The organism is Ferrigenium sp. UT5 (assembly GCF_045866295.1).
Lineage (GTDB): Bacteria > Pseudomonadota > Gammaproteobacteria > Burkholderiales > Gallionellaceae > Sideroxyarcus.
The window spans coordinates 47,799-71,570 of record NZ_BAAFRY010000011.1 but is presented as its reverse complement, the minus strand read 5'-3'; the positions used below and the strand labels follow the sequence as shown (position 1 = coordinate 71,570).

Here is a 23,772-nt window from a genome sequence, read left to right as displayed (position 1 = left end):
ATGGGCAGCAGCCAGAAAAAACCCGCCCGAAGATAGCAAGGTAATTGCGCTCAACGGGTGAGAGAAAGCAGATTTACTGAATCGAATTTACAGCAAATTTTGGACTTGACCCGCCCCGGGTTTGCGGCACCAGCAGGGTCATCGCTGCTTGCGCGAATGTCTAACACCTATGAGCTATCTTGCTCCACCCTTCATGGTTATGGACGTTTCAGGGCGGCTTATTCCTATAATGCAAGTCAGGTTTAGGGACGCCACATTTTTTGTAACTTGATTAACACTTCCAAGGAGAAACGAGCATGAATTTTGACAAAGAACTGAACGCGCGCAACCTGTCCTGTCCATTGCCCATCGTCAAGACGAAAAAAGCCTTGAACGATATGACCTCCAATCAAGTGCTCAAGGTCATCTCGACCGATTCCGGTTCCGTCAAGGACATGGCCGCCTTTGCCGAACAAACCGGGAATACGCTGCTGGGGCAGGAAGAGGCCAACGGCGAATTTGTTTTCTACATGAAGAAGAAATAAAACCGATTATTCCAATAGATGCAATTTTCAAGGAGCAAGCACCATGGCTAAAAAAATGGCGCTCATCGCCACCAAAGGCACGCTGGATATGGCGTATCCGCCGTTCATCCTAGCCTCGACTGCGGCGGCACTGGGTTATGAAGTGCAGGTGTTTTTCACGTTTTACGGTTTACCCTTGTTGCGCAAAGATTTGTCCGACGTAAAGATCAGCCCGCTGGCGAATCCCGCCATGCCGATGCCTATCCCGATGCCGGTGTTGGTGCAGGCGTTGCCAGGCATGGAATCCGTGGCGACCATGATGATGAAGCAGAAATTGGCCAAGCATGGGGTGGCTACGCTGGAGGAATTGCGCGACATGTGCCTGGAAATGGATGTGAAATTCATCGCCTGCCAGATGACGGTGGATCTGTTCGAATTCGACAAGAGCGAATTCATCGAGCAGTGTGAATATGGCGGTGCCACGACGTTTATGGCTTTTGCAGGCGATGCGGACATTTGTCTGTTCATCTAAGTTGTTGCAACACGTTGTACCCATAGTGAATATGTCCACTCAATCAGGGAGAGAACGATGAAATTCAGCAAATCAGCAGTTGTTTTGTTCGTACTAGGTGCACTGGCTACGCAATACGCGCAGGCCACCAACGGATATTTTGCCCATGGCTACGGGATCAAGTCCAAAGGAATGGCAGGGGTGGGGTATGCCTTGCCACAAGACTCGATCGCTGCGGCGATTAACCCCGCCGGAATGGCACTGCTGGGCGACCGCATGGATGTCGGGTTGGACCTGTTCCGCCCGCAACGCCAATCCAGTGTGGCTGGCAATGGGGCCGGCCTGGATGGCACCTACAAGGGCAATGACACCAGCGTCTTTCCGATTCCTGAATTTGGTTATAACAAAATGATCCGTCCGGATATGTCGCTCGGTGTGTCCGTCTATGGCAACGGTGGCATGAATACCGACTACAAGAACAGCCCGTTCACCGCTTTCGGCGGCTCCAGTCCGGCCGGCGTGAATCTGGCGCAACTTTTTGTTGCGCCCACGGTGGCGTTCAAACTGGGCGAGCACAATGCCGTCGGCGTCTCGCTCAATTTGGCTTACCAGATCTTCGAAGCCAAGGGATTGCAACCCTTTCAAGCGCTGTCCAGCGATCCAAACCACGTGACCAACAATGGAGTCGATGGCTCAGCTGGCTACGGTGTGCATATCGGCTGGACCGGTCAAGTTACCGACATGATCAGCCTGGGGGCGACATACCAGAGCAAGACGAACATGCAGAAGTTTAAAAAATATGCCGGTCTGTTTGCGCAGGGCGGCGGGTTTGACATCCCCGCCACTTATGGCGCGGGGATCGCAGTAAGGCCGTTGCCGCAAACCGTCATCGGGTTCGATGTGCAGCAGGTTCAGTATGGCGACATCAAGTCGATCGCCAATACCAACGCACAGGGAGGGCCGCTGGGTGCGGCAAACGGCGCGGGTTTTGGCTGGAAAAACATGACGGCTTACAAATTCGGGATTAGTCACGAATATGACAAGCAACTGACCTTGCGTGCGGGGTTCAGCACCAATAACCAGCAGATTCCGAGCAGTCAGACATTCTTCAATATCCTGGCGCCGGGGGTGGTGAAGAATCACCTGACCTTGGGTGCGACCTGGACGCTGGAAAACAAGTCGGAACTGTCGGTTGGTTACATGCACGCCTTCGAGACGACAATCAATGGCTCCGGCTCGATTGCTCCAGGGGCACCTCCTTCAGGGCAAGGTGGTGGCGAAGCGAACATCAAGATGTATCAGGATTCACTTGGTGTCGCCTATAGCTGGAAGCTGTAACCTGGTCTGACCGCAGTTGTTTTGAAATCCCGCCCTCGTTGACAGAGGGCGGGATTTTTTATGCCAGGAAGAAAGAGATCGGTTTCTCATGTGGGTCGGGCTGAAGCCCGACCCACAGGAAAAAGAATACGCATCTATCAGTTATTGATGCGATCAAGGTAGCGCGCGCGGTAGAGCAGGCGCGGATGGCCGGGATCGTCGCTGAAGGCGCTGCGCTCGTGCAGCACGTTGTTGCATAGCAGCCCCGTGCCGGCTTCCATGCGACCCCGGAAGATGTGGGGGGTGTCCGCTGCCAGCAGGCGCGCCAGCGCGGCGACGGCTTCCTGTGTGGCAGCATCCTGTTTCCATTCGATGCTGCGCGTGCGCGCGGTGTAGCGCATGTGCAGGTTGCCGCCGGCATCGGTCGAGAATACCGGCCCGCTCTGCGCGTCGCGCACGCCGTCGGTCTCGTCCTCGCGCAACGGGATGGTCATCGCGTCCGCTGTCGAAAGGGCGGCGATATGGGCGGGGTTCTCGTCACGCAGCAACAGATACGCCATTTCATGATCCATCAAACGGGTCTCGCCGCCGCTGGCTGCGGGGCGCACGAAGTGTAGCGCCATGGCGAGGATCTGCCGCTCGGGCGGGTTGTAATAACCGTCCGTATGCCATTTGATCGGGCGGTCGGTATAGGGGATGTAATGCTGGCGCGTGCCATCGCTGACCACTTGTATGGAAGAAACGCCATCCTCTCCCGCCAGCCAGTTGGCATCGAGACGGTGCAGGCCGAACTGGCGCCCGAGCAGGCGCGGCAGTTCGGTGTCTTCCCCGAACATCGTGCTGGCGTAGATCGCCATGTTGCAACGGCGGATGCGTTCGGTCAGTGCGGCATGTTCGGACGGGGTCAGGGCGCGCGGGTCGCGCACTTCGACGATGAGATCGTCGATCGAAGCCGGCGCAGTCGCGAGTTTATGCTCGCGCCAGCGCCGGTAGCTTTCAGCGTCGTTCAGGTCGAAAGGCGAGGCCATTCAGTCGCCACTCACCGACTCGCGTCGGCGCGCCGGGCGAGGTTCGGCCTCGGACAGACCGCGCAGGGCCTTTTCCACCATCTGCACGGCTTCCGGGGCTTCGAAGGTGATCAGCGGGTCGATCGCCCACTTGGCATCTTCCTCGGTCAACACATTGCCGATGCACCAGGCGAGGTAGCGGTAGAAGTGATAGTCAGGGCCGGCCGCGTCGTAACCGAATTCGGCATATTCGCCCGCGCGCTGGTTGAGCAGGTCGATGAATGCCTGCTTGCAGCCTTTCAGGTCTTCATCGAGCAGGCGGCTGCGATTCTCGGCATAGGTGTCGCCGACTCGGTTCGCCAGATTGCCGGTGAAAACGACCCGGTCTTCCGCTTCCAGCTGGAGATAGACGATGCGGTCTGACACCAGCACGAGGAAGATGAGAAACTCGCGCAGGAAATCGAGATATTGCGGGCCGACCTCGATCTCGAAACTTGCCTGGCGCGTGTTCTTCAGGGCGTTGTCGGCGATCCGCCAGAGCGTGAAGGCGAGCGCGTCCGAAAGCTCCTGCGGCGAACGGGCGCGCCCTTCTTTGAACCAGCGGCTTTTGATGCGGATGGCCAAGGTTGCCTCAACCCTTGCGGATATAGAACTCGTGCACGCCGGCACCGGCTTCCACCGTTTCCAGCAGGGTCATGCCGGTTGCAGAGGCCCAGCCGCCGATATCGGAGGCCACGCCCGGACAGTCGCTGACCAGGCGCAACACTTCGCCGGGCTGCATGCCGTTCAGGAGTTTTTTGGCTTCGACAATGGGGCCGGGGCAAACGGCACCACGGATGTCCAGCGAAACATTGGCCTTGAGGCGGCTGGCCGCTTCGCCTTTCTGAATGTGGTAGCCGGTGCCGCCGTCTTCCATCTTCTCGGATTTCAAGATCCGGTTGCCGGTCTGTTGCGCCCAGGCGAACAGGTCGTCGGGCGTGCCCGGGCAATCCGAAACCAGCAGCAGCACCTGGCCTTCGCTCAATTCGTCCATCATGCGCTTGGCGCCGATCAGCGGACGCGGGCAGGACAGCCCCTTCATGTCGAGTACCACGTTGACCATTTCGATTCCCATTTCAATCTCCTTAATAACCGCCTTTGCCCAGCGGTTGGGGTAGTCCGGCCACCTTGGCGGCCTGTTTGGCCGGCCCCATCGGGAACAGGTCATAGACGGCCTTGCTGTCTGCTTCCGGCCAGAATTCGTTGATGTCCTTCAACATGCTGCGGAAATGCGGGGTGTGCCCGTGCTCGCGGTATTGATCGCGCATGTAATTGATGATCTCCCAGTGTCTGGGCGTCAATTCGATGCCTTCGGCCGCCGCGATCACATTGACCACTTCTTCGCTGTAATCGGGTTGCAGCAGATAACCATCGTCATCGGTTTCGAGTTCATTGCCTGCGACTACATATCCCATCTTATCCTCCTTCTGATTGAGTTAACGCAACGATATTTCATTCCAGACTGGTAATGGCCTTGTACGGCAGGAACACGCCGCAGCCAAAACATTTTTCCGCTCCCAACCCATTGCCTTGCAGCCGCAGCGATTCCTCCGGCTTGAGGTCGTGCACCACCAGACTGTAGCCGCTGATTTCGCGTGCGGCGCTTTTGAGCGTAACCCGCTTGCCGCAGATCAGGCCGGCTCCGATGGCCATGGCATCCAGACTGGCGCGGATGCCGCGCATGAACGTAATCTCATCCGCGCCACCGCTGACCAGCGGCGCGTGCAGGGTCGGGTAGGGCTGCAATCCGCGCACTTCGACGCTGCCGAGTTGCAGCCGGTGGCCGTCGATCTCCAGCATTTTTCCGTTGAGTGCGGCGACGGCATCCGCCATCTCCTCGGGCAGACGGATCAACAGTCGGGTGCGTTTGGACAACAGCAATTTGCCCTCATTGGCCGCAGTCCGCAAAGGTACGATCCCCACGGCGGAAGACTCGGCCAATCTGGGCTGGTGTCTGACCAGCGCTTCCCACAGCGCGAAAGGATAGCCAGGCGGCAGGGTCGTGCCGTTGAGGGCGATGGAGATTTCGGTCATTGCGATAGTTTGCATGCAGTCCTCATTTTTCGGCCTGGTGCGCGACCCAGGCTTGAATGGATGCGGCCAATCGTTCCGCGGTTTGCGCGTCGATATCGAAAATGGTGAAACGCTTGCCTTCCCGAATGCGTATCCGCAACAGGCTCATGCCGCCTGCGGCGTTGTCTATTTGCTGCAGTTCGATCTGTTGTCCGCCCAAAGGAACGGTAAGTTTGTCCAGCTCTATTATCGAGGTCATGCTTTGCTTCTCCGGTTTGCCGACGTTGTCTGCGCTCAACACAGCAGTTGGACAGCTGTGGACAGTTAAGCCAGTCTATCCGGAATGTGGTGTACTTTGAAATACTACCCGGGTAGCGAAATTGCCTACCCATTAGGGTTATTTTGCATAGCCGCTACGGGGTATGGTTACCCCGGAACTTGCCACGTAGTATCCCCAACCAGAAAGAATCTGGGTCGTTTCGCAAGGGACAGAACCCATACGTATCCGAAATTCCAGGCCGCCATGCAAGCAGTCATTTGGCGTAACGCGATTGAATTGAAAGGAAAACACTATGGCAAAGAAACTGCATGACACACCCAATCTCGATCAACTCGAAAGCGGCCCGTGGCCCAGCTTTGTCACCGGTCTGAAGCATCTGGCCAAGGACAAGGATTATGTGGTTGACCTGCTGGGGCAACTGGAAGAATCCTACAAGACCAAGAAGGGCTACTGGAAGGGCGGCACCGTCGGCGTGTTCGGTTACGGCGGCGGGGTGATCCCGCGTTTCACCGAACTGAAGAATGCGGACGGCACGCCCAAGTTCAAGGATGCGGCCGAGTTCCACACCTTGCGCGTCATGCCGCCGCCGGGCATGCACTACGACACGGACACGCTGCGCAAATTCTGCGACATCTGGGAAAAGCACGGCTCCGGCCTGATCGCGTTCCACGGCCAGTCGGGCGACATCATGTTCCAGGGGGCGACCACCGACAACGTGCAGAAAGCGTTCGACGAGATCAACGAGATGGGTTTCGACATGGGCGGTGCCGGTCCGGCCGTGCGCACTTCAATGTCCTGTGTGGGTGCGGCGCGTTGTGAGCAGTCCTGCTACGACGAAGCCAGCGCGCATCGCGCGGTGCTGAACACCTTCCTTGACGATATCCACCGTCCCTCGCTTCCCTACAAGTTCAAGTTCAAGTTTTCCGGCTGCCCGAACGATTGCATGAACGCGATCCAGCGTTCCGACATGGCCGTGATCGGCACCTGGCGCGACAACATCCGTACCGACGAGGCGCTGGCGAAGAAATGGTTCGCCAAGCACGGCATGGACGAACTGGTGAACGATATCGTTGCGCGTTGCCCGACCAAGACCTTCCAGATCAAGGAAATCGGCAAGATCAAAAAGGGCGAGCATATCTCCAGCGTGGCGGTGAACGATACGCACGCCATCGAGATCAACAATCAGGACTGCGTGCGCTGCATGCACTGCATCAATGTGATGACCGGCGCACTGGCACCCGGCAAGGACAAGGGCGCGACCGTGCTGATGGGCGGCAAGAGCCACCTCAAGATCGGCGGTTTGATGGGTACCGTGGTCATCCCGTTCATGAAGCTGGACACCGAAGAGGATCGGGAAAAGCTGATCGATTTCGGCCAGCGCGCGATCGATTTCTTTGCCGAGAATGCGCTGGAGCACGAACGCACCGGCGAAATGATCGAGCGCATCGGCCTGGCCAACTTCCTCGATGCGATGGAACTGGATGTCGATCCGGCGATGGTCAATTCGCCGCGCATGAACCCCTACGTCCGCACTGACGGATGGGATGAGGAAGTCGCCAAGATCAAAGCCAAAAAACAAGCTGCCTGAGGAGATAGACAATGAACCAAGCCGTTCAAGCTGCAGCCCCCGTCCAGAAGCGCAAGCCGAAGGAAACCGGGGTTCCCGACAACAAGAAATACCTGCACCCGTTGCTGGCGAAGAACTACGGCAACTGGAAATACCATGACCGTCCCCGTCCCGGCGTGCTGCACCATGTTTCGCATACGGGCGACGAGGTGTGGACAGTGCGTGCCGGAACGCAGCGCCAGATGGATATCTTCACCATTCGCAAGCTGTGCGACATCGCCGACACGTTCGCCGAAGGCCGGGTGCGTTTCACCATCCGTTCCAACATCGAGTTCATCGTGTCGGACGAGAAGAAAGTCAATCCGCTGATTGCCGAGCTGGAAAAGAACGGCTTCCCGGTCGGCGGCACCGGCAACTCGATCACCATGATCGCCCATACCCAGGGCTGGCTGCATTGCGATATTCCGGGCACCGATGCGTCGGGCGTGGTGAAGGCGCTGATGGACGAGCTGTATGACGAATTCCGGCGTGAAGAGATGCCGAACCGCGTGCACCTTTCGACCTCGTGCTGCGAAATCAACTGCGGCGGCCAGGCCGATCTTGCGGTCATCGTGCAGCATACCAAACCGCCCGTCATCAATCACGATCTGGTGGCGAATATCTGCGAGCGTCCCGCCGTGGTCGCGCGTTGTCCGGTGGCGGCCATCCGTCCCGCGATGGTCAACGGCAAGCCTTCGCTCGAGATCGACGAGGCAAAATGCATGTGCTGCGGCGCCTGCTACCCTCCCTGCCCGCCGATGCAGATCAACGATCCGGAGAATTCCAAGCTGGCGATCTGGGTCGGTGGCAAGAATTCCAATGCGCGCGGCAAACCGACTTTCATGAAAATGGTGGCTTCCGGGCTGCCCAACAATGCGCCGCGCTGGCCGGAAGTCGGCGCCGTGGTGAAGAAGATTCTCACTGTGTACAAGGAAGACGCGCGTCCGTGGGAGCGCCTCGCCGACTGGATCGACCGTATCGGCTGGCCGCGCTTCTTCGAGAAGACCGGCTTGCCTTTCACCAAGTACCTGATCGACGACTGGCGCGGTTCCCGCTACAACCTGAACGCTTCGGCGCATATCCGTTTCTGATTGAAAAGGAGAGGTAATGAAGTTCGGAATTGTAGTCAACGAGGGGCCGTACCAGCATCAGGCCAGCGACTCCGCTTACCTCTTTGCCAAGGCGGCGATTGCCAAAGGGCATGAGGTCTGGCGCGTGTTCTTCTACCACGATGGGGTCAATAATGCGTCCCGGCTCACCGAGCCGCCGCAGGATGACCGCCATATCGTGAACCGCTGGGGCAAGTTGGCCGAAGAGCACAAGGTCGATCTGGTGGTGTGCGTTGCGGCGGCATTGCGGCGCGGGATCAAGGAAGAGAATCTTGCGCAGGGTTTCCGCATCTCGGGTCTGGGGCAGTTGGTCGAGGCCGGCATCAAGTGTGACCGCCTGGTCACCTTCGGCGATTGAGGGGGCGAGATGAGCAACGCTAAAAAATTCATGTTCGTCAACCGCAAGGCTCCCTACGGCACGATCTACGCCCTCGAATCGCTGGAGGTGGTGTTGATCACCGCCGCTTTCGACCAGGATGTGTCGCTGGCCTTCCTTGATGACGGCGTCTATCAACTCAAGAAGGGCCAGCAGACCAAGGGCATCGAGACCAAGAATTTTTCTCCTGCCTACCGCGCCTTGGAAGACTACGATATTGAAAAGTTGTATGTCGAAAAAGAGGCATTGGCAGCACGCGGATTGAGCGAGGAAGATTTGCTGGTCGATGTGACGGTCCTGAGCCGCGCCGAACTGGGCGCGTTGATGGATGAACAAGACGTGATCTTGAGTTTCTAGGGGGATACATGCTACACATCATCAACAAATCGCCCATGACCAGCGTCGCGCTGGAGAGTTGCCTGAATACCGCAACTGGCGGCGACATTCTGCTGATTGAGGATGGCGTTTATGCGGCCACGCGCGGGAGCGCGATGGAAGCAAAGGTGCTGGGCGCGACGGGGAAGTTCAAGATTCATGTTTTGCTGCCCGACCTTGAGGCGCGCGGCCTCGGGGACAGGATCATCGACGGCGTATCGCCGGTGGACTATGCCGGCTTTGTCGACCTGGCGGCCAATAACAAGAATTGCCAATCCTGGCTTTAATCAGCAATACACGTGAGGAGAAAATAGCATGGCAAGCATCGAGGTAAACGGCAAATCGTACGAAACAGACGAAGAAGGCTATCTGGTCAACCTGGGCGAATGGAATGCCGACGTGGCGAATTACATCGCCAAGACCGAAAGCATCGACATGACCGAACAACACTGGGAAGTCATCAATTTCCTGCGCGAGTATTTCGATGAATACCAGATCGCTCCGGCGGTGCGTGTGCTGACCAAGGCGATCGGCAAAAAACTGGGCGCGGATAAAGGAAACAGCGAATACCTGTACGGCCTGTTCCCGTACGGTCCCGGCAAGCAGGCGTGCAAGATCGCCGGGCTGCCGAAACCGACCGGCTGCGTATAAAAAGCAGGATTGGGGATCGAGGATTGGACCCTGTCCATCCTCGCCCCCGTCCCCGGATGTCCCTTTCAAGCGAATAGACCAAAACGATGAGCGTACTCTTCGCAATTCTGTTTTATCTTGCGACGCTGTTTTTTGTCGTGGGATTACTCTCGCGTATCGCGATTTATGCGCGGACGCCCGCGCCACTGAAGATCCCGACAACACCGGCACCGACAACCGGGGGCGGTGTAGTGCTGCGCATGGCGCGCGAAGTCGTGTTCTTTGAAAGCCTGTTCAAGGCCAATCTGTGGATATGGTCCATGGGCTGGCTGTTCCATGCCAGTCTCGCGCTGGTACTCATGCGCCATCTGCGTTATTTCACCGAACCCGTCTGGGGTTGGGTTGCCCTGATCCAGCCGTTCGGCCTGTATGCGGGGATCACCATGCTGCTCGGCTTGTGCGGGCTCTGGGTGCGCCGGATTTTTGTCGAACGCATCCGTTACATTTCGACGCCGTCCGATCACCTTTGGCTGGTGCTGCTCATCGGTATTGCCGGTTCCGGCTTGCTGATGCAGTTCGTGCTGCATACCGACGTGATCGCGGTGAAGTCGTTCTTCACCGGCTGGCTCGGGTTCGATATTGGCCAATTGCCTGCGGATCCGGTCTTGCTGCTGCACCTGTCACTGGTCATCGCCTTGCTGGCTTTGTTCCCGGTCAGCAAGCTGCTGCACGCACCGGGTGTGTTTTTCTCGCCCACCCGCAACCAGACCGACAATCCCCGCGAACACCGGCACTTGAGCGGGTGGGGTAGCAAAATGGAATCGGAGAATTGAGATGGCGGACATCACCGCACCGGCCTATCGCACCATCCCCATCATCCCCAAGCTGATTCCCGGCGCGATGGAGGGGAAGGGGCCGTACACCGCCAATGAAAAGCTGCAGGAGGCGCTCGGTTTCCCGGGGCAACTGGTCGAGGACTGGCATGACAAGGCCATCGCCAAGATGGGCGAATTGCTGGAGAAGTACCGCTCGGTGCGGGTGTTCATGGATGCCTGTGTGCATTGCGGTGCCTGTTCGGACAAATGCCATTACTTCATCGGCACGGCAGATCCGAAGAACATGCCGGTGGCGCGCCAGGATCTGATGCGCAGCGTCTATCGCCGCTATTTCACGCTGCCCGGGAAACTGTTCCCCAAACTGGTTGGCGCGCGCGATCTGACGCGCGAAGTGCTGGACGAGTGGTACAACTATTTCCATCAGTGCTCCGAATGCCGGCGCTGTTCGGTGTTCTGCCCTTACGGCATCGATACCGCCGAGATCACCATGGCGGCGCGGGAAATTCTGGCCGAAGTCGGGATGGGGATGAAATATTCGAACGAGATTATCGGCAAGGTGCACAAGATCGGCAACAACCTCGGCCTGCCCGGTCCCGCGCTGACGGATACCATGGAGGGGCTGGAAGAGGATGTGAAGGAAGCGACCGGCATCGACGTGCGTTTCCCGATCGATGTCAAGGGCGCTGAAGTGCTGCTGATCACCCCTTCCGCCGACTTCTTTGCCGAGCCGCACATCGACAGCCTGATCGGCTATGCCAAGGTGTTCCACGCGACCGGCACCAGCTGGACGCTCTCCTCGATGTCTTCGGAAGCCGCCAACTTCGGCCTGTTCATCGGCAACTACGAGCAACTGCGCAAGGTTGCCTTGCGCATTCGCCAGGCCGCCCTGGAGTTGGGCGTCAAGCGCATCGTGGTCGGCGAGTGCGGTCATGCCTGGCGGGTGGCCTACAGTTTCTGGAACACCTTGAGCGGCGTGGGCGAAGGCGCGGACGAGAATGACCGTTTCGCGCAGATGCTGCAAAAACAACTCGACCACCGCTACCGCCAGCCCACCCACATCTGCGAGTTCACCCTCGACATGATCGAGCGCGGTGCGCTGTCTTTCGATAAATCGAAAAATGACAAGCACGTCATCACCTTCCACGATTCCTGCAATGTTGCACGCGGTTCGCGCATGGGCGATCGCCCGGGCGGCCAGTTCGAAATTCCGCGCAGTGTGATCAGGGCGGTGGCAAACAATTTTGTCGAGATGGACCCGCATACCACGCGTGAACAGACTTTCTGTTGCGGTGGCGGCGGCGGTCTGCTGACCGATGACTTGATGGATCTGCGGGTCAAGGGCGCGCTGCCGCGCATGGAGGCGCTGCAACAGGTGGTCGATGATAAGGGCGTCAATTTCCTTGCCCTGATCTGTGCCATCTGCAAGACCCAATTTACCAAGGTCGCGCCCTATTACGGGTTCGATCGCAAGATGGTCGGAGGCGTGCATCAACTGGTCAGCAACGCAATCATTCTGGGCGACAAGCGCTAAATTCACTGGAGGCAGGAGAAACTATGTCAGCAACAATCGAAACCCCGCAAAAGCTCACATTCCGCCGTTACAAGGATGGCGACAGCCGGATTAAACGCTGGAATGAAAAGATCTTCCAGGCGAGCTATTCCTACAAGTGTCCGACCTATATCCAGTCCACTCCGCCGTGCCAGGGGAGTTGCCCTGCCGGTGAAGACATTCGCGGCTATCTGGCCATCGTGCGCGGCACCGAGAAACCGCCGGTCGGTGCGAACGGGAAACCCGCCATGCCGTGGCAGGAATATGCCTGGCGGCGTCTGACCGAGGCCAACCCGTTCCCCTCCGTCATGGGGCGCGTCTGCCCGGCTCCCTGCGAAAGCGGCTGCAACCGCAACGAAGTGGAAGACCATGTCGGCATCAATTCCGTCGAGCACTTCCTCGGCGAATACGCGATCGCCAATAATCTCAAATACAACAAGCCGAATGTTCAGCCCTCCGGCAAAAAGGTTGCCATCATGGGCGGCGGGCCGGCCGGCCTGTCCTGCGCTTACCAGCTTGCCCTGAAAGGCCATGACGTCACCGTCTTCGACGAACACGAACAGCTCGGCGGCATGATGCGCTACGGCATTCCCGGGTTCCGTACCCCGCGCGAAGTGCTGGATGCGGAAATCCAGCGCATCCTCGATCTCGGGGTAAAAACCCGGTTGAAAACGCGCGTGGGCACCGACATCAGCATGGAGCAGGTGCGCAAGGAATTCGACGCGGTTTTCCTTGGCATGGGCGCCCAGTCCGGTCGTGCCTTGCCGATCGCGGATGCGGCAGCGCCCAACGTCGTGACCGCGACGGCATTCCTGAAAGCCTTCAACGAGGGCAGGTTGCAGCACGTGGGCAAGCGCGTGGTGGTGGTCGGCGGCGGCGACACCTCGATCGACGTGGCGACCGTGGCGCGCCGCCTCGGCCATATCAAGCACGCCAACCCGACCGATGCGGAAGCCGCAATCGCCGGGCACCTGGCGCAGGACGTGGCAACCATCTCGGCCAAGGAAGGGGCCGAAGTGACGCTGACCTCGGTGTTCCCCGTGGAGAAAATGCAGGCCAACAAGCACGAGATCGAGCAGGCGCAGGCGGAAGGGATCACCATCACCGGCGGGCTGGCGCCTGTCGGCATCGTGCGCGATGCGAGCGGCCGCGCGACCGCGTTGCGCGTGATCCAGTGCGAGGCCAAGTTTGTCGGCGGCAAGCTGGAAATCAAGAACGTGGAAGGCAGCGAGCGCGATCTCCCGGCAGACCTGATCGTCTCCGCGATCGGTCAGGCCGTGGATTTTACCGGCCTAGAAGCATTCAACAACGGCAAAGGGGCGGTCACGGCCGACCGCAACTATGTGGTCAGCGGTCAATCCGGGGTGTTCGCCGGCGGCGACGTGATCCGTCCGCACCTGCTGACGACGGCCATCGGCCACGGCTCGATCGCCGCGGATGGCATCCACAACTTCCTGCTGGGTATCGATCTGGAAAAACGTCCGAAGATCGATGCCCACCAGTTCGATCTGATGCGCAAGATGGCGGAGAAGGGGCTCGAGATCAAGGAGACGCACGAACCCCTGCGCGGCACCTGCAACAGCAATGTTGCGGTGCACAACTTCGACAACCGTTCCGACCGCTACATCATTCCGCACGACAAGCTGTTCCTCGGGCACTTCGGTTTCACACCGCGCAACAAACGCGGCGTGATCACGCTCAACAAGGAAAGTGCGCTCGGCAACTTCGATGATCGCCTGGGCAAGCTGAACGAGACCGAAGCGGTGGCCGAAGCCAAGCGCTGCATGAGTTGCGGCATGTGTTTCGAGTGCGACAACTGCGTAGTGTATTGCCCGCAGACTGCGGTGTACCGCGTCAAGAAGTCGGAAGCCACGCTGGGACGCTATGTGGCCACCGACTATGACAAGTGCATCGGCTGCCATATCTGCGCCGATGTGTGTCCGACCGGTTACATCCAGATGGGCTTGGGTGAATGAACATTGACCAGCCACGGATGGACAAGGGATTGCACGGATGAAAAGCGAAACAGCCTTAATGGGTATCCTGCGGTTTTATCCGTGTTCCATCCGTGTTCATCTGTGGCGGAAATGAAATGATAAAAATTCTCCTGACGATATTATTGTTCGCCTCTACCGGCGCTTGGGCGGCAGGGTCGTCGGCGCCCAAGCTGGATATCGGCAAGGGTGGGCAATGCGTGAAAGATACGCAGTGGATGCGCAAGAACCACATGCATCTGCTCAAGCACCAGCGCGACGAAGCATTGCGCCGCGGGGTGCGCGACGCAGAGATCAGTCTCAAGAACTGCATCGAGTGTCATGCCAGCGTGCAGGATGACAGCGTGATCGCGCGCGAGGACAGTTTCTGCGTGGGCTGCCATAAATACGAGGCGGTCAAGCTGGATTGTTTCGAGTGCCACTCCGGTACGCGCAAGAGTGCATGGCTGCAGCAAAGGAACGCCAAATGAGCGAGATCAATACACAGCGCAGAAGCTTCCTGAAGACCTCGGTGGGCGCTGCGGCAGTGGCAGTGGCCCCCGGCATGCTGCTGTTCGATATTGCCCACGGCAAGGCGGAAGGCGCCAGCAGCAAAGTGCGCTGGGGCATGTTGATCGATACCGCGAAATGCAAGCCCGGCTGCAATGAATGCGTCACGGCCTGCAATAAGGAAAACGGTTTGTCCGGGGGGATCGCAGCCACCGATTCGCAATGGATACGCAAGATCGAGCTCAAGGACATCAGCACCGGGCGCGAACTGTCGCTGCCCATGATGTGCCAGCACTGCGAGAATCCGCCCTGCGTCGATGTCTGTCCGACCAATGCCTCGATGAAGCGGGCCGACGGCATCGTGCTGGTGGACAAGCACCGCTGCATCGGCTGCCGCTATTGCATGATGGCCTGCCCGTACAAGGCACGCTCCTTTGTGCATGAACCGCTGCACGACCAAAATCCGGATGTGCCGCGCGGCAAGGGCACGGTGGAAAGTTGCACTCTGTGTGTGCACCGCATCGACCAGGGCGGGAAACCCGCCTGCGCCGAAGCCTGCCCGAACAATGTCATCCTCTTTGGCGATCTGAATGATCCTAACAGCGAGATTGCCATGAAATTGCGCACCGTCGCCAGCGTCCAGATTCGTGCCGATCTGCATCTGAATCCGGGCGTCCGTTACCAGGGGATATAAATGTCATACACCTCGCCCAACCAGTTGAGAAGCCCGCTGTATTACCTGTTGCTTGCCGCCGCCGCGTTGATGGTGCTCGCCGGCCTCGCCGCTGTGCACCAGATGGAGTCGCACGGTCACATCGTCACAGGCATGAACAACCAGATCGTGTGGGGCATGCCGCACGTGTTCGCCATCTTTCTGATTGTCGCCGCATCGGGCGTGCTGAATGTTTCCTCGATTGGTTCGGTGTTCAACAAACCGGCCTACAAGGCGCGCGGCCCGCTCGCGGGATTGCTGTCGATCGCCATGCTGGGGGGCGGCCTGATGGTGCTGATGCTGGACCTCGGGCGCCCGGATCGCGTCATCGTCGCGGCCACCAACTACAATCCGACCTCCGTTTTTGCCTGGAACGTCCTGCTTTATTCCGGCCTGTTTGCCTCGGTCATCGTGTACCTGTGGACGATGATGGAGAAAAGCATGTACCCGTGGTCGAAGCCGGCAGGGTTGCTGGTGTTCGTCTGGCGGTTCGTACTGACAACCGGCACCGGCCTGATCTTCGCATTCCTCGGCGCGCGCCAGGCCTATGGCTCGGCCATCCTGCCGCCGATGTTTATCATTCTGTCTTTCGCCTGGGGGATTGCGGTTTTTCATCTGGTGCAATCCGCAATCTATGCGTGGAACGGCACGAGCCTTGACGAGTATGTGCAGAAGCGCATGCGCAACCTGATGGGCGTATTCGTGGTTGCCGCCCTGTATTTCGTGGCGGCCTATCACCTCACCAATCTGTATTTTTCGCGCCAGAGCGCCTTCGAATACTTCATCCTGCGCGACGGCGGCATCTATCCGCAGCTCTTCTGGTGGGGTTATGTCGTCATCGGCAATCTGTTGCCGCTGCTGCTGATTTTCCATCCGTCTCTGGGCAAGACGAAATGCGTGATCGGCGCTTCGCTGGCCATCATTCTGGGCGGTTTCGCGTTCCTCTATGTCTTCATCATCGGCGGCCAGGCGTTCCCGCTGGACATTTTCCACGGTTACGAAGTGAGCAGCACCTTTGGCGACGGCATGATCGGCACCTACCACCCCTCGCTGTTCGAGACCCTGCTCGGGTTTGGCGGGATCGGCGTGGCGTTCATGATCACGGCCATCGGGATTCGTGTGTTGGATTTCGTGCCGCACGAAATCCCGAAAAAAGTCGATCATCACTGATTTGCGCATGCGCAAACGCGATTGAGGTGGCGGCCATGAGTAACCGGATGCTGATTTCAGCCGCGCACAAATCTTCTGGCAAGACCATGGTCAGCATCGGCCTGTGCGCGGCCTTGAGCGCGCGCGGCCATGCCGTCCAACCGTTCAAGAAAGGCCCGGACTACATCGACCCGATGTGGTTGTCACAGGCCGCCGGGCATCCCTGCCGCAATCTCGACATGTATCTGATGGAAGACGCCGATGTCGTGGCGACCTTTGCGCGCCACGCCCGCGCAGTGAATCTGGTCGAGGGCAACAAGGGCTTGTACGACGGCCTGTCGCTCGACGGCAGCAACAGCAATGCCGCGCTGGCCAAACTGCTCGATCTGCCGATTTTTCTGGTCATCGACGCGCGCGGCATGACGCGCGGCATTGCCCCGCTGATCCTCGGTTACCAGGCGTTCGACCGGGATATCAATATCGCCGGCGTCATCCTGAATAATCTTGGCGGCTCGCGCCATGAATCCAAACTGCGTCAGGTCATCGAACATTACACCGATGTGCCGGTGGTCGGCGCGATCCAGCACGATGCGCGCTTGAGTATCATCGAACGTCATCTCGGCCTGATGCCCAGCAACGAATCGCATGTGGCGAACGCCAAGATCAGGCAGATTGGTGAAGCCATCGCGGAGCAGGTCGATCTGGACCAGCTGCTCGCCCTGTCATGCAAGGCGCCATTGCCGGTGCCGCATACCGCCGAGGTGCAGCCCATGTCTTCCGGTGACAAGGTGCGCATCGCCATCGCGCGCGACCGCGCCTTCGGCTTCTATTACGCTGACGATCTCGATGCGCTGCAGGCGGCGGGAGCCGAGCTGGTACCGTTCGATGCCTTGCGCGATGCCCATCTGCCCAAGGTTGATGGCTTGTACATCGGCGGCGGTTTCCCCGAGACCTGTGCGGCCGAACTGGAAGCCAATGCCAGCTTGCGCGGCGAGATCCGGCAGGCCATTGCCAACGGATTGCCGGCCTACGCCGAGTGCGGCGGCCTGATGTACCTGTCGCGCAGCATCGCCTACGAAGGGCACACCTTCGACATGGTCGGCGCGATTCCCGGTGACGTGAAGATGCACGCCAAGCCCGTCGGTCGCGGCTACGTGCATCTGCGGGAGGACGCCGCGCATCCCTGGCCGCGCCCAAAACCGCTTCAGTATTTCCCCCTATCCAACTTTCCCCCGCAAGCGGGAGAAAGCGCAAACGAGAAGAGCAATTTTTTAATTCGCGCGCACGAGTTCCACTATTCGAGTCTGGAGAACCTGCCCAAAGACTGCCGCTTCGCTTACCATGTCGAGCGCGGTTTCGGCATCGACGGCAAGCGTGACGGCATCATCGTCAACAACCTGCTGGCCTCCTATACGCACCTGCGCACCATCGGCAGTTGCTACTGGGCCACGCGCTTTGTCGCATGTGTGCGCCGTTGCAAGGTATCGCATTCAATCCCAACCCAAGAGAACGTTATATGAACAACCATTTGTACCAGGCCGCGATTGCGGCATTCGACCAGGCCAACGCGGAAGACCCCAACAAGGAAGTCTGCGATGGCAAGGAATACCCCAAGGAGCTGCTCTACGCGCAGCGCATGAGCGAGATGCAGGAACGGTTTGCACCGGAAGCGTCCGAGGCGGTGAAACTCGCCTGCCGCGCGCAGCACATCCAGCGCTGGAAAAGCCCGCGCAGCGACTATCCGATGGACAAGAAGGGCTACATGCTGTGGCGCACCAACCTGTACAAGTTCCATGCCGAGACGGCAGGCCGGCTGATGAAGGAAGTCGGCTATGACGACGCGATGATAGACCGCGTGAAGACCATCGTCGGCAAGAAGGAACTCAAGACCAACCCCGAAACGCAACTGATGGAAGACGTGGTGGACCTCACGTTCATCGAGCACTACATGCTGGCCTTTGCCGGGCAGCATGCGGAATACGACGAGGCGAAGTGGATCGTCATCATCAAGAAGACCTGGGACAAGATGTCGGAGCGCGCCCACCAGTTCGCGTTGTCCGGCAAGATCAAACTGCCCGAAGCGCTGGTGCCGCTGATTCTCAAGGCAGTGAAGGGCTGACATGGACTATCTGCCCCTGTTTCACAACCTGCGCGGCAAGCGCTGTCTCGTCGTCGGCGGCGGCGCGGTAGGCACGCGCAAGGCCGGCGTGCTGCTGGAAGCCGGAGCCCGCGTGCGCGTGGTGGCGCCGCAGATCAGCGCGGAACTGCGTGCGCACCCGGAAGTCGAGATGATCGAGGCGCGCTTCGAGCCCGCGCATCTGGACGATGCGGTGCTGGTGATTGCGGCCACCAACGATCGCGCGGTGAACAGCCAGGTCTCCGAACAGGCGCAGGCGCGCGGTATCCCGATCAACGCGGTGGACGATCCGGAGTTGTGCACGGTCATCATGCCCGCCATTCTCGACCGTTCCCCCTTGATGGTGGCGTTCAGCAGCGGCGGCGCGTCGCCGGTGCTGACGCGCATGATGCGCGGCAAGCTGGAAGCGGTCATCCCGCAGAACTACAAACGCCTTGCCGCCTTCGCCGAGCGTTTCCGCGAAACCGTCAAGCAACGCGTGACCAACCCGCCCAAGCGCCGCCTGTTCTGGGAAGACGTGCTGGAAGGCGTGATCGCCGAAAAGGTGCTGACCGGCGACGAGGCGGGGGCGGAAGCCTTGCTGCAACAGCGGCTCGACAGTGAAGACAATGTCCTGCACGGCGAGGTGTATCTGGTCGGCGCCGGCCCCGGCGATCCCGATCTGCTTACCTTCCGCGCCCTGCGCCTGATGCAGAAGGCCGACGTGGTGGTGTACGACAATCTGGTTTCCAAGCCCATCGTGGAGATGACGCGGCGCGATGCGGAACGCATTTTCGTCGGCAAGAAACGCGCCGACCATACCCTGCGCCAGGAAGAGATCAACGCGCTGCTGGTGCGGCTGGCGAAGGAAGGCAAACGCGTGCTGCGCCTCAAGGGCGGCGACCCGTTCATCTTCGGCCGCGGCGGCGAGGAGATCGAAACCCTGGCGGCGGAAGGCATCCCGTTCCAGGTGGTGCCGGGGATTACCGCCGCGTCCGGGGTAGCGTCCTATGCGGGGATTCCGCTGACGCACCGCGACCATGCCCAGGCCTGCGTGTTCGTCACCGGCCATCTCAAGGATGGCACGATGAACCTGGATTGGGAGTTGCTGGCACGCCCACGGCAAACGGTGGTGGTCTATATGGGCTTGCACGGGCTGGATACGCTGTGTGCCAAGCTGATCGAGCACGGCCTGCCGGACAGCACGCCGATCGCCATCGTGCAGCAGGGCACCACGCAGAACCAGCGCGTCCTCACCGGCACGCTGGCGACCTTGCCCGCCATCGCCGAGCGCGAAAAACCGCAGGCACCCACGCTCATCATTATCGGGGGCGTCGTCACCCTGCGCGAAAAACTATCCTGGTTCCACCCGCAAGGGACGGCGTGAAGACGCGCGTTCCCGGGGACGGCAGAACACGATGAGCCACCTGTTGAGTCTGACCCGCGCGGCAAAACTGGTCGGGGCCACGCGCGTCGAATTGCAGAAGAAAATGAAGAGCGGGGAACTGGTCGCCTTCGATGGCATGGTGGCGGTCAAGGACTTGCTGGCGTGCTATCCCGCCGCGCAACTGGAGGATACCGCCGAGTACCGGCGGGTAACGCAGATCAAGGAGCGCGCATTTGCCAAGCGCGTGTTCGAGCGCATCCTGCCCGACGCGGAAGTACTGGCGACACGCCTCACCGATTTGAGCAAACGCCTGACGCAGAGCGAGTCGCAGGTCGGCCGGTTCAATGCATTGCTGGGAAAGATATGGGACAAATTCAGGGAAACCGAAAACCGGAGTTCGGGCGAAACGGCCGCAACATTGTCCGTTTTGCGCCACTGGCTGGAACACGAGGTGGAGCAGGCGATGGAACCCGGCTTCACTAATCCGCTGGAAATCAAGGATGGCGTGTTGAGCGTGCTGTCGGCGCAGGTTACCCTGCTGCCGAGCAAGCAGGACTTTCTGGTCGAGGGACAGGCGACCCTGCTGGAAGCCGCGCTGCGCGCCGGCGTGTCGCTCAATTACGGTTGCAGCGGCGGCAACTGCGGCCTGTGCAAGGGGCGGGTGGTGTCCGGACAGGTGAGGAAGACCCGCCACCACGACTTCCCGCTGACCCGGGCGGAACAGGAGCGGGGCGTCGTGCTGCTGTGCAGCAATACCGCGGTCAGCGATGTCGTGATCGAAGCCGCCGTGACCGACGGGGTGCAGGACATTCCGTTCCAGCAGATCAGTGCCAGCCTGAAATCCAGGGCGAACCTGAACGACGAAGTCGTCCTGCTCCACTTGCAGACGCCGCGCAGCCAGCGCCTGCGCTTCCTCGCCGGACAACGGGTAACGCTGAAGGTCGGCGCGTCTTTCACCGCCGAGTTGCCGATTGCCAGTTGCCCGTGTGACGACCGCAATCTGCTGTTTCATGTGCACCGGCAGGCGGGGAATCTGTTTTCGGACTATGTCTTCGACAAGCTGAAGAACAACGAAACGGTCGAGGTCGAAGGGCCGCAGGGCGAGTTCATCCTGCACGAGCAGTCCGGCCGCCCGCTCTTTTTCATTGTCTTGGATGGCGGCTTCGCGCCGATCAAGAGCCTGATCGAGCACGCCATGTCGCTGGAGGCGTAATCCATTCACCTGTACTGGATCGGTTCCGCGCCGGCACAGATCTATCTGCCGAATGTGGGCCGTGCCTGGGATGATGCGCTCGATACCTTTGCCTATACCGAGCATGTCGCCGATTTCGACCTGCGGACGATGAATGCGAAACGCGAAGCGCTTCTGCATGAATACCTGGCTGCGATCGGCAAGCAGCAGGACGAATTGATGCAGGGCGATATCTATGTGGCCGGTCCCGAAGAGGCCGTGGCGGCCGCCGAACGGTTTTTTCTGGAGCTTGGCCTGCACAAGAGCCGGGTTTTTGTCGAAGCAGTGAGATAACCAAAGGAGAAGCATGATGCGAATGATTCGAGTCGGGCTGTTGCTGTCGCTGCTGTTCATGGCTGTTGGCGCATATGCCGCAGATGCGTTGCTGAAACCATTTGTGCTGGGTTCAAGAGGGGCGGGCACCGTGGCCGATACTTCTGCCACGGTCAAATCGGCGCTGACCGGCGCCGGCTTCGCCGTGGTCGGCGAATATGCGCCATACCCTGGCGCCAACATCATCGTGGTCACGAATGACGAACTGAAACGGAATGCGGCGGCTTCCGAGTTTGGCGGATATGGTGCGGTGCAGCGCGTGGCGGTGACCGCGGAGGGGAGCGAGGTGCAAGTGAGCTATACCAACCCGGTCTATATGGCGCAGGTGTATCGCATGAAAGACGATCTTGCCGGGGTATCGGCTTCACTGGAGAAGGCACTCGGGCGGGTGGAGGAATTCGGATCACGCGGCCTGACCGTGAAGCAGGCGCGCAAATACCATTACATGTTCGGCATGGAATACTTCGACGAACCGAGCGTGCTGGCCGAGTACGCCAGCTACGAGGAGGCGGTGCAGGCGGTGGACGGCAAGCTCGGCAACAATAAAAACGGGGTGGCGAAAGTCTATCGCGTGGATATACCGGGCAAGCAGGAAAGCGTGTTCGGCGTGGCGCTGAAGGGGGAAGGAAAGGCGGGGAAATACCGGGACGATGCGTTTGTCATGTCGGAAATCGATTTCCATGAGGTCCGCTCAACCGCGCATCTGCCCTACGAGGTGCTGGTCTCCGGCACCAAGGTGTATGCCCTGTACGCGCGTTTCCGCATTGCCATCAACTTTCCGGACCTGAGCATGATGGGCAAGAACAGTTTCATGAACATCATGAAGACACCGGAAGCGATCCGCGAAGTGTTGCAACAAACTGTGCAAAAATAAACGCAACGGAGATGACCATGGGACTGATTAAGGCAGTCAGGACGGGCGATACGGAAGCGGTGCGGCGCCTGCTCGCGGGCGGCGCCGATGCGAATGCCGCAGATGCGGAAGGCGCTACGGCGCTGATGCATGCGGCATACCGTGGCGACATCGGGATGGTGCAGCTGCTGCTCGCGGCTGGCGCGGATGTGAACGCCACCGACCCTGCCGGATGGACGGCGCTGATGAAGTCCTGCTACAACGGCGAGCTTGACCGCGGATTCGCCGATGTGGCCCAGGTGCTGATCGATGCGGGCGCCAACATCGAGGCGCCCATCGGCTACGGCGTGCGCCCGCTGATGCTGGCGTCCGGCTACGGAGAAACCGCGGTGGTCGAGACCCTGCTGAAGGCCGGGGCGGATGTGCTGGCGAAGAACGAAGGCGGCTTCACCGCGCTGATGATGGTCAAGCAGAAATTCTACGTGGATGTCATCAACCTGCTGCACGAAGCGGAGCAACTGGCCGGACTCGGCGAGAACAGTTGCGCCAGCAAGAACGCGCCGGGCAGCAATGTCATCACTTTCCTGAAACGCCCCGAGGCTTGAACATCAGCCGCTTCCGCAACGAAAGAGTGCCATGCCTTACTACATCTACCGCGTCACCGAACGTCCCATCCGCCAGTTGGAAAAACTGGAGCAGCATGACACCTACAAGGAAGCCTCCGTGCGCGCGAAACAACTGCGCAAGGACGAGGTTTGGGGCGCAAACGGCCTGGTCAAAATGATTCATGCCCAGAACGAGCTTGAGGCGGAGGACTTGCTGAATCAGGTGCGCGAACCCGCGCCCGAACTGGGCGACGATTAGCATTCCGGATGGACGAGGCAATCTTTCGCCAACGTTTGCAAACCCTGCAGCAGCGGCATTGCCCTTTTCAAAAAGCGATCCTGAGCGCCTGTGTCGCCTGTGCCCGTTCCGACCGGGTGCAGATCGCCGAACGTGAGGTCGTGGTATGCGACGCGGAACCCAGTCATCGCCGCTGTGAGGAATTGCACGCGCATCTGCGTCACAACTTCGGTTTTGCGGTGGGCGTGTTGCACGATGAGTTGCCCTTGCCGCACGCGCAGGAGATGCGTATCCAGTGCGGTGGCCTGCGCGGTTTGGCGGCGGTGGTCGCGGCCGATCCGGAAGTGCGGGACGTCGATGCCTTGCTCGAACAGGTCTTGCAGAGATTTCAAAGGCTGGCCGATATTGATTTTTCCATCGTTGTGCATATATCCCGAGAGATTTACCAAGGCAGACAACGGCCTGACGGAAAGTGAAGACTTTTTTGCGTGCATGCAGCCGTGGGGCATAGCGG

General features: G+C 59.5%; 30 protein-coding genes. 23 read left to right on the top strand and 7 right to left on the bottom strand.

Annotated features, from left to right (window positions below; translation table 11 throughout):
• Positions 1–296 precede the first annotated feature (296 nt).
• From ACKTSJ_RS05990 to ACKTSJ_RS05980, 3 genes are read left to right on the top strand one after another with little or no spacing between them, the layout of a single operon-like run.
• Positions 297–524 (top strand): sulfurtransferase TusA family protein, encoded by a 228-nt coding sequence (locus ACKTSJ_RS05990; RefSeq protein ID WP_407898357.1) that lies wholly within the window; start codon positions 297–299, stop codon positions 522–524.
• A 43-nt stretch (positions 525–567) separates the two neighbouring features.
• A complete protein-coding gene (gene dsrE2 / locus ACKTSJ_RS05985; protein WP_407898355.1) occupies positions 568–1,035 on the top strand; it encodes a sulfur carrier protein DsrE2 in 468 nt (155 codons plus the stop codon).
• A gap of 57 nt (positions 1,036–1,092) precedes the next feature.
• The gene (locus tag ACKTSJ_RS05980) at positions 1,093–2,352 is read left to right on the top strand and encodes an OmpP1/FadL family transporter (RefSeq protein ID WP_407898353.1); all 1,260 of its coding nucleotides are present in this window, start codon (positions 1,093–1,095) and stop codon (positions 2,350–2,352) included.
• Positions 2,353–2,489: 137 nt separating this feature from the next.
• Here ACKTSJ_RS05980 and ACKTSJ_RS05975 read toward each other — a convergent pair whose 3' ends face one another.
• Genes ACKTSJ_RS05975 through ACKTSJ_RS05950 form a run of 6 tightly spaced genes read right to left on the bottom strand, consistent with a single transcriptional unit; the run spans position 2,490 to position 5,649 of the window.
• Entirely contained in the window at positions 2,490–3,359 is an 870-nt protein-coding gene (locus tag ACKTSJ_RS05975) for a TauD/TfdA family dioxygenase (protein ID WP_407898351.1), read from the bottom strand.
• The gene (locus tag ACKTSJ_RS05970) at positions 3,360–3,962 is read right to left on the bottom strand and encodes a hypothetical protein (RefSeq protein WP_407898349.1); all 603 of its coding nucleotides are present in this window, start codon (positions 3,960–3,962) and stop codon (positions 3,360–3,362) included. It abuts the gene before it with no gap.
• 7 nt (positions 3,963–3,969) lie between these two features.
• Entirely contained in the window at positions 3,970–4,452 is a 483-nt protein-coding gene (locus tag ACKTSJ_RS05965; RefSeq protein WP_407898347.1) for a sulfurtransferase TusA family protein, read from the bottom strand.
• A gap of 10 nt (positions 4,453–4,462) precedes the next feature.
• Positions 4,463–4,792 carry a TusE/DsrC/DsvC family sulfur relay protein gene (locus ACKTSJ_RS05960; RefSeq protein WP_407898345.1) on the bottom strand — a complete coding sequence of 110 codons (330 nt, stop codon included), beginning with the start codon at positions 4,790–4,792 and terminating at the stop codon, positions 4,463–4,465.
• A 37-nt stretch (positions 4,793–4,829) separates the two neighbouring features.
• The gene (gene cas6 / locus ACKTSJ_RS05955) at positions 4,830–5,426 is read right to left on the bottom strand and encodes a type I-MYXAN CRISPR-associated protein Cas6/Cmx6 (RefSeq protein WP_407898343.1); all 597 of its coding nucleotides are present in this window, start codon (positions 5,424–5,426) and stop codon (positions 4,830–4,832) included.
• 7 nt (positions 5,427–5,433) lie between these two features.
• The gene (locus ACKTSJ_RS05950; protein ID WP_407898341.1) at positions 5,434–5,649 is read right to left on the bottom strand and encodes a DUF6967 family protein; all 216 of its coding nucleotides are present in this window, start codon (positions 5,647–5,649) and stop codon (positions 5,434–5,436) included.
• Positions 5,650–5,962: 313 nt separating this feature from the next.
• On the opposite strand from ACKTSJ_RS05950, the gene dsrA reads away from it, so the two are divergent.
• From dsrA to ACKTSJ_RS05850, 20 genes are all read left to right on the top strand, one after another.
• Positions 5,963–7,258 (top strand): dissimilatory-type sulfite reductase subunit alpha, encoded by a 1,296-nt coding sequence (gene dsrA, locus ACKTSJ_RS05945; RefSeq protein WP_407898339.1) that lies wholly within the window; start codon positions 5,963–5,965, stop codon positions 7,256–7,258.
• Between the two features lie 11 nt (positions 7,259–7,269).
• Positions 7,270–8,367, top strand: a complete 1,098-nt coding sequence (gene dsrB / locus ACKTSJ_RS05940) for a dissimilatory-type sulfite reductase subunit beta (RefSeq protein ID WP_407898337.1) — start codon at positions 7,270–7,272, stop codon at positions 8,365–8,367.
• 16 nt (positions 8,368–8,383) lie between these two features.
• The gene (gene tusD, locus ACKTSJ_RS05935; RefSeq protein ID WP_407898335.1) at positions 8,384–8,743 is read left to right on the top strand and encodes a sulfurtransferase complex subunit TusD; all 360 of its coding nucleotides are present in this window, start codon (positions 8,384–8,386) and stop codon (positions 8,741–8,743) included.
• Between the two features lie 9 nt (positions 8,744–8,752).
• Complete coding sequence (gene tusC / locus ACKTSJ_RS05930) at positions 8,753–9,118, top strand: sulfurtransferase complex subunit TusC (RefSeq protein ID WP_407898334.1); 366 nt, start codon at positions 8,753–8,755, stop codon at positions 9,116–9,118.
• A gap of 8 nt (positions 9,119–9,126) precedes the next feature.
• Positions 9,127–9,423, top strand: a complete 297-nt coding sequence (gene tusB / locus ACKTSJ_RS05925; RefSeq protein WP_407898332.1) for a sulfurtransferase complex subunit TusB — start codon at positions 9,127–9,129, stop codon at positions 9,421–9,423.
• 28 nt (positions 9,424–9,451) lie between these two features.
• Complete coding sequence (locus ACKTSJ_RS05920) at positions 9,452–9,787, top strand: TusE/DsrC/DsvC family sulfur relay protein (protein WP_407898330.1); 336 nt, start codon at positions 9,452–9,454, stop codon at positions 9,785–9,787.
• Between the two features lie 86 nt (positions 9,788–9,873).
• Positions 9,874–10,599 (top strand): respiratory nitrate reductase subunit gamma, encoded by a 726-nt coding sequence (locus ACKTSJ_RS05915; protein ID WP_407898328.1) that lies wholly within the window; start codon positions 9,874–9,876, stop codon positions 10,597–10,599.
• 1 nt (position 10,600) lies between these two features.
• Entirely contained in the window at positions 10,601–12,133 is a 1,533-nt protein-coding gene (gene dsrK / locus ACKTSJ_RS05910; RefSeq protein ID WP_407898326.1) for a sulfate reduction electron transfer complex DsrMKJOP subunit DsrK, read from the top strand.
• A 23-nt stretch (positions 12,134–12,156) separates the two neighbouring features.
• Complete coding sequence (locus ACKTSJ_RS05905; protein WP_407898324.1) at positions 12,157–14,127, top strand: NAD(P)-binding protein; 1,971 nt, start codon at positions 12,157–12,159, stop codon at positions 14,125–14,127.
• Between the two features lie 116 nt (positions 14,128–14,243).
• Positions 14,244–14,615, top strand: a complete 372-nt coding sequence (locus ACKTSJ_RS05900; RefSeq protein WP_407898322.1) for a hypothetical protein — start codon at positions 14,244–14,246, stop codon at positions 14,613–14,615.
• The gene (gene dsrO, locus ACKTSJ_RS05895; protein WP_407898320.1) at positions 14,612–15,328 is read left to right on the top strand and encodes a sulfate reduction electron transfer complex DsrMKJOP subunit DsrO; all 717 of its coding nucleotides are present in this window, start codon (positions 14,612–14,614) and stop codon (positions 15,326–15,328) included. The genes ACKTSJ_RS05900 and dsrO overlap by 4 nt, the downstream gene beginning before the upstream one ends.
• Positions 15,329–16,516 (top strand): NrfD/PsrC family molybdoenzyme membrane anchor subunit, encoded by a 1,188-nt coding sequence (gene nrfD, locus ACKTSJ_RS05890; RefSeq protein WP_407898318.1) that lies wholly within the window; start codon positions 15,329–15,331, stop codon positions 16,514–16,516.
• A gap of 35 nt (positions 16,517–16,551) precedes the next feature.
• On the top strand, positions 16,552–18,015 hold the full coding sequence (locus tag ACKTSJ_RS05885; RefSeq protein ID WP_407898316.1) for a cobyrinate a,c-diamide synthase: 1,464 nt from the start codon (positions 16,552–16,554) through the stop codon (positions 18,013–18,015).
• Positions 18,012–18,614 carry a DUF4202 domain-containing protein gene (locus ACKTSJ_RS05880; protein ID WP_407898314.1) on the top strand — a complete coding sequence of 201 codons (603 nt, stop codon included), beginning with the start codon at positions 18,012–18,014 and terminating at the stop codon, positions 18,612–18,614. Before ACKTSJ_RS05885 ends, ACKTSJ_RS05880 begins: the two co-directional genes overlap by 4 nt.
• 1 nt (position 18,615) lies before the next feature.
• Positions 18,616–19,998, top strand: coding sequence for a siroheme synthase CysG (cysG, locus tag ACKTSJ_RS05875; protein ID WP_407898312.1), 1,383 nt, complete (start codon positions 18,616–18,618; stop codon positions 19,996–19,998).
• 31 nt (positions 19,999–20,029) lie between these two features.
• Positions 20,030–21,211: a 2Fe-2S iron-sulfur cluster-binding protein gene (locus tag ACKTSJ_RS05870; protein ID WP_407898310.1), complete on the top strand. Its 1,182-nt coding sequence runs from the start codon at positions 20,030–20,032 to the stop codon at positions 21,209–21,211.
• 54 nt (positions 21,212–21,265) lie between these two features.
• Positions 21,266–21,523 (top strand): hypothetical protein, encoded by a 258-nt coding sequence (locus ACKTSJ_RS05865; protein ID WP_407898309.1) that lies wholly within the window; start codon positions 21,266–21,268, stop codon positions 21,521–21,523.
• A gap of 13 nt (positions 21,524–21,536) precedes the next feature.
• Entirely contained in the window at positions 21,537–22,436 is a 900-nt protein-coding gene (locus tag ACKTSJ_RS05860; RefSeq protein WP_407898307.1) for a hypothetical protein, read from the top strand.
• Between the two features lie 17 nt (positions 22,437–22,453).
• Entirely contained in the window at positions 22,454–23,020 is a 567-nt protein-coding gene (locus tag ACKTSJ_RS05855) for an ankyrin repeat domain-containing protein (protein WP_407898305.1), read from the top strand.
• 31 nt (positions 23,021–23,051) lie between these two features.
• The gene (locus ACKTSJ_RS05850; protein ID WP_407898303.1) at positions 23,052–23,279 is read left to right on the top strand and encodes a hypothetical protein; all 228 of its coding nucleotides are present in this window, start codon (positions 23,052–23,054) and stop codon (positions 23,277–23,279) included.
• Here the strand turns inward: ACKTSJ_RS05850 and ACKTSJ_RS05845 are convergent.
• Positions 23,276–23,767: a hypothetical protein gene (locus tag ACKTSJ_RS05845; protein WP_407898301.1), complete on the bottom strand. Its 492-nt coding sequence runs from the start codon at positions 23,765–23,767 to the stop codon at positions 23,276–23,278. The genes ACKTSJ_RS05850 and ACKTSJ_RS05845 overlap by 4 nt on opposite strands.
• Between the last annotated feature and the right edge of the window lie 5 nt (positions 23,768–23,772).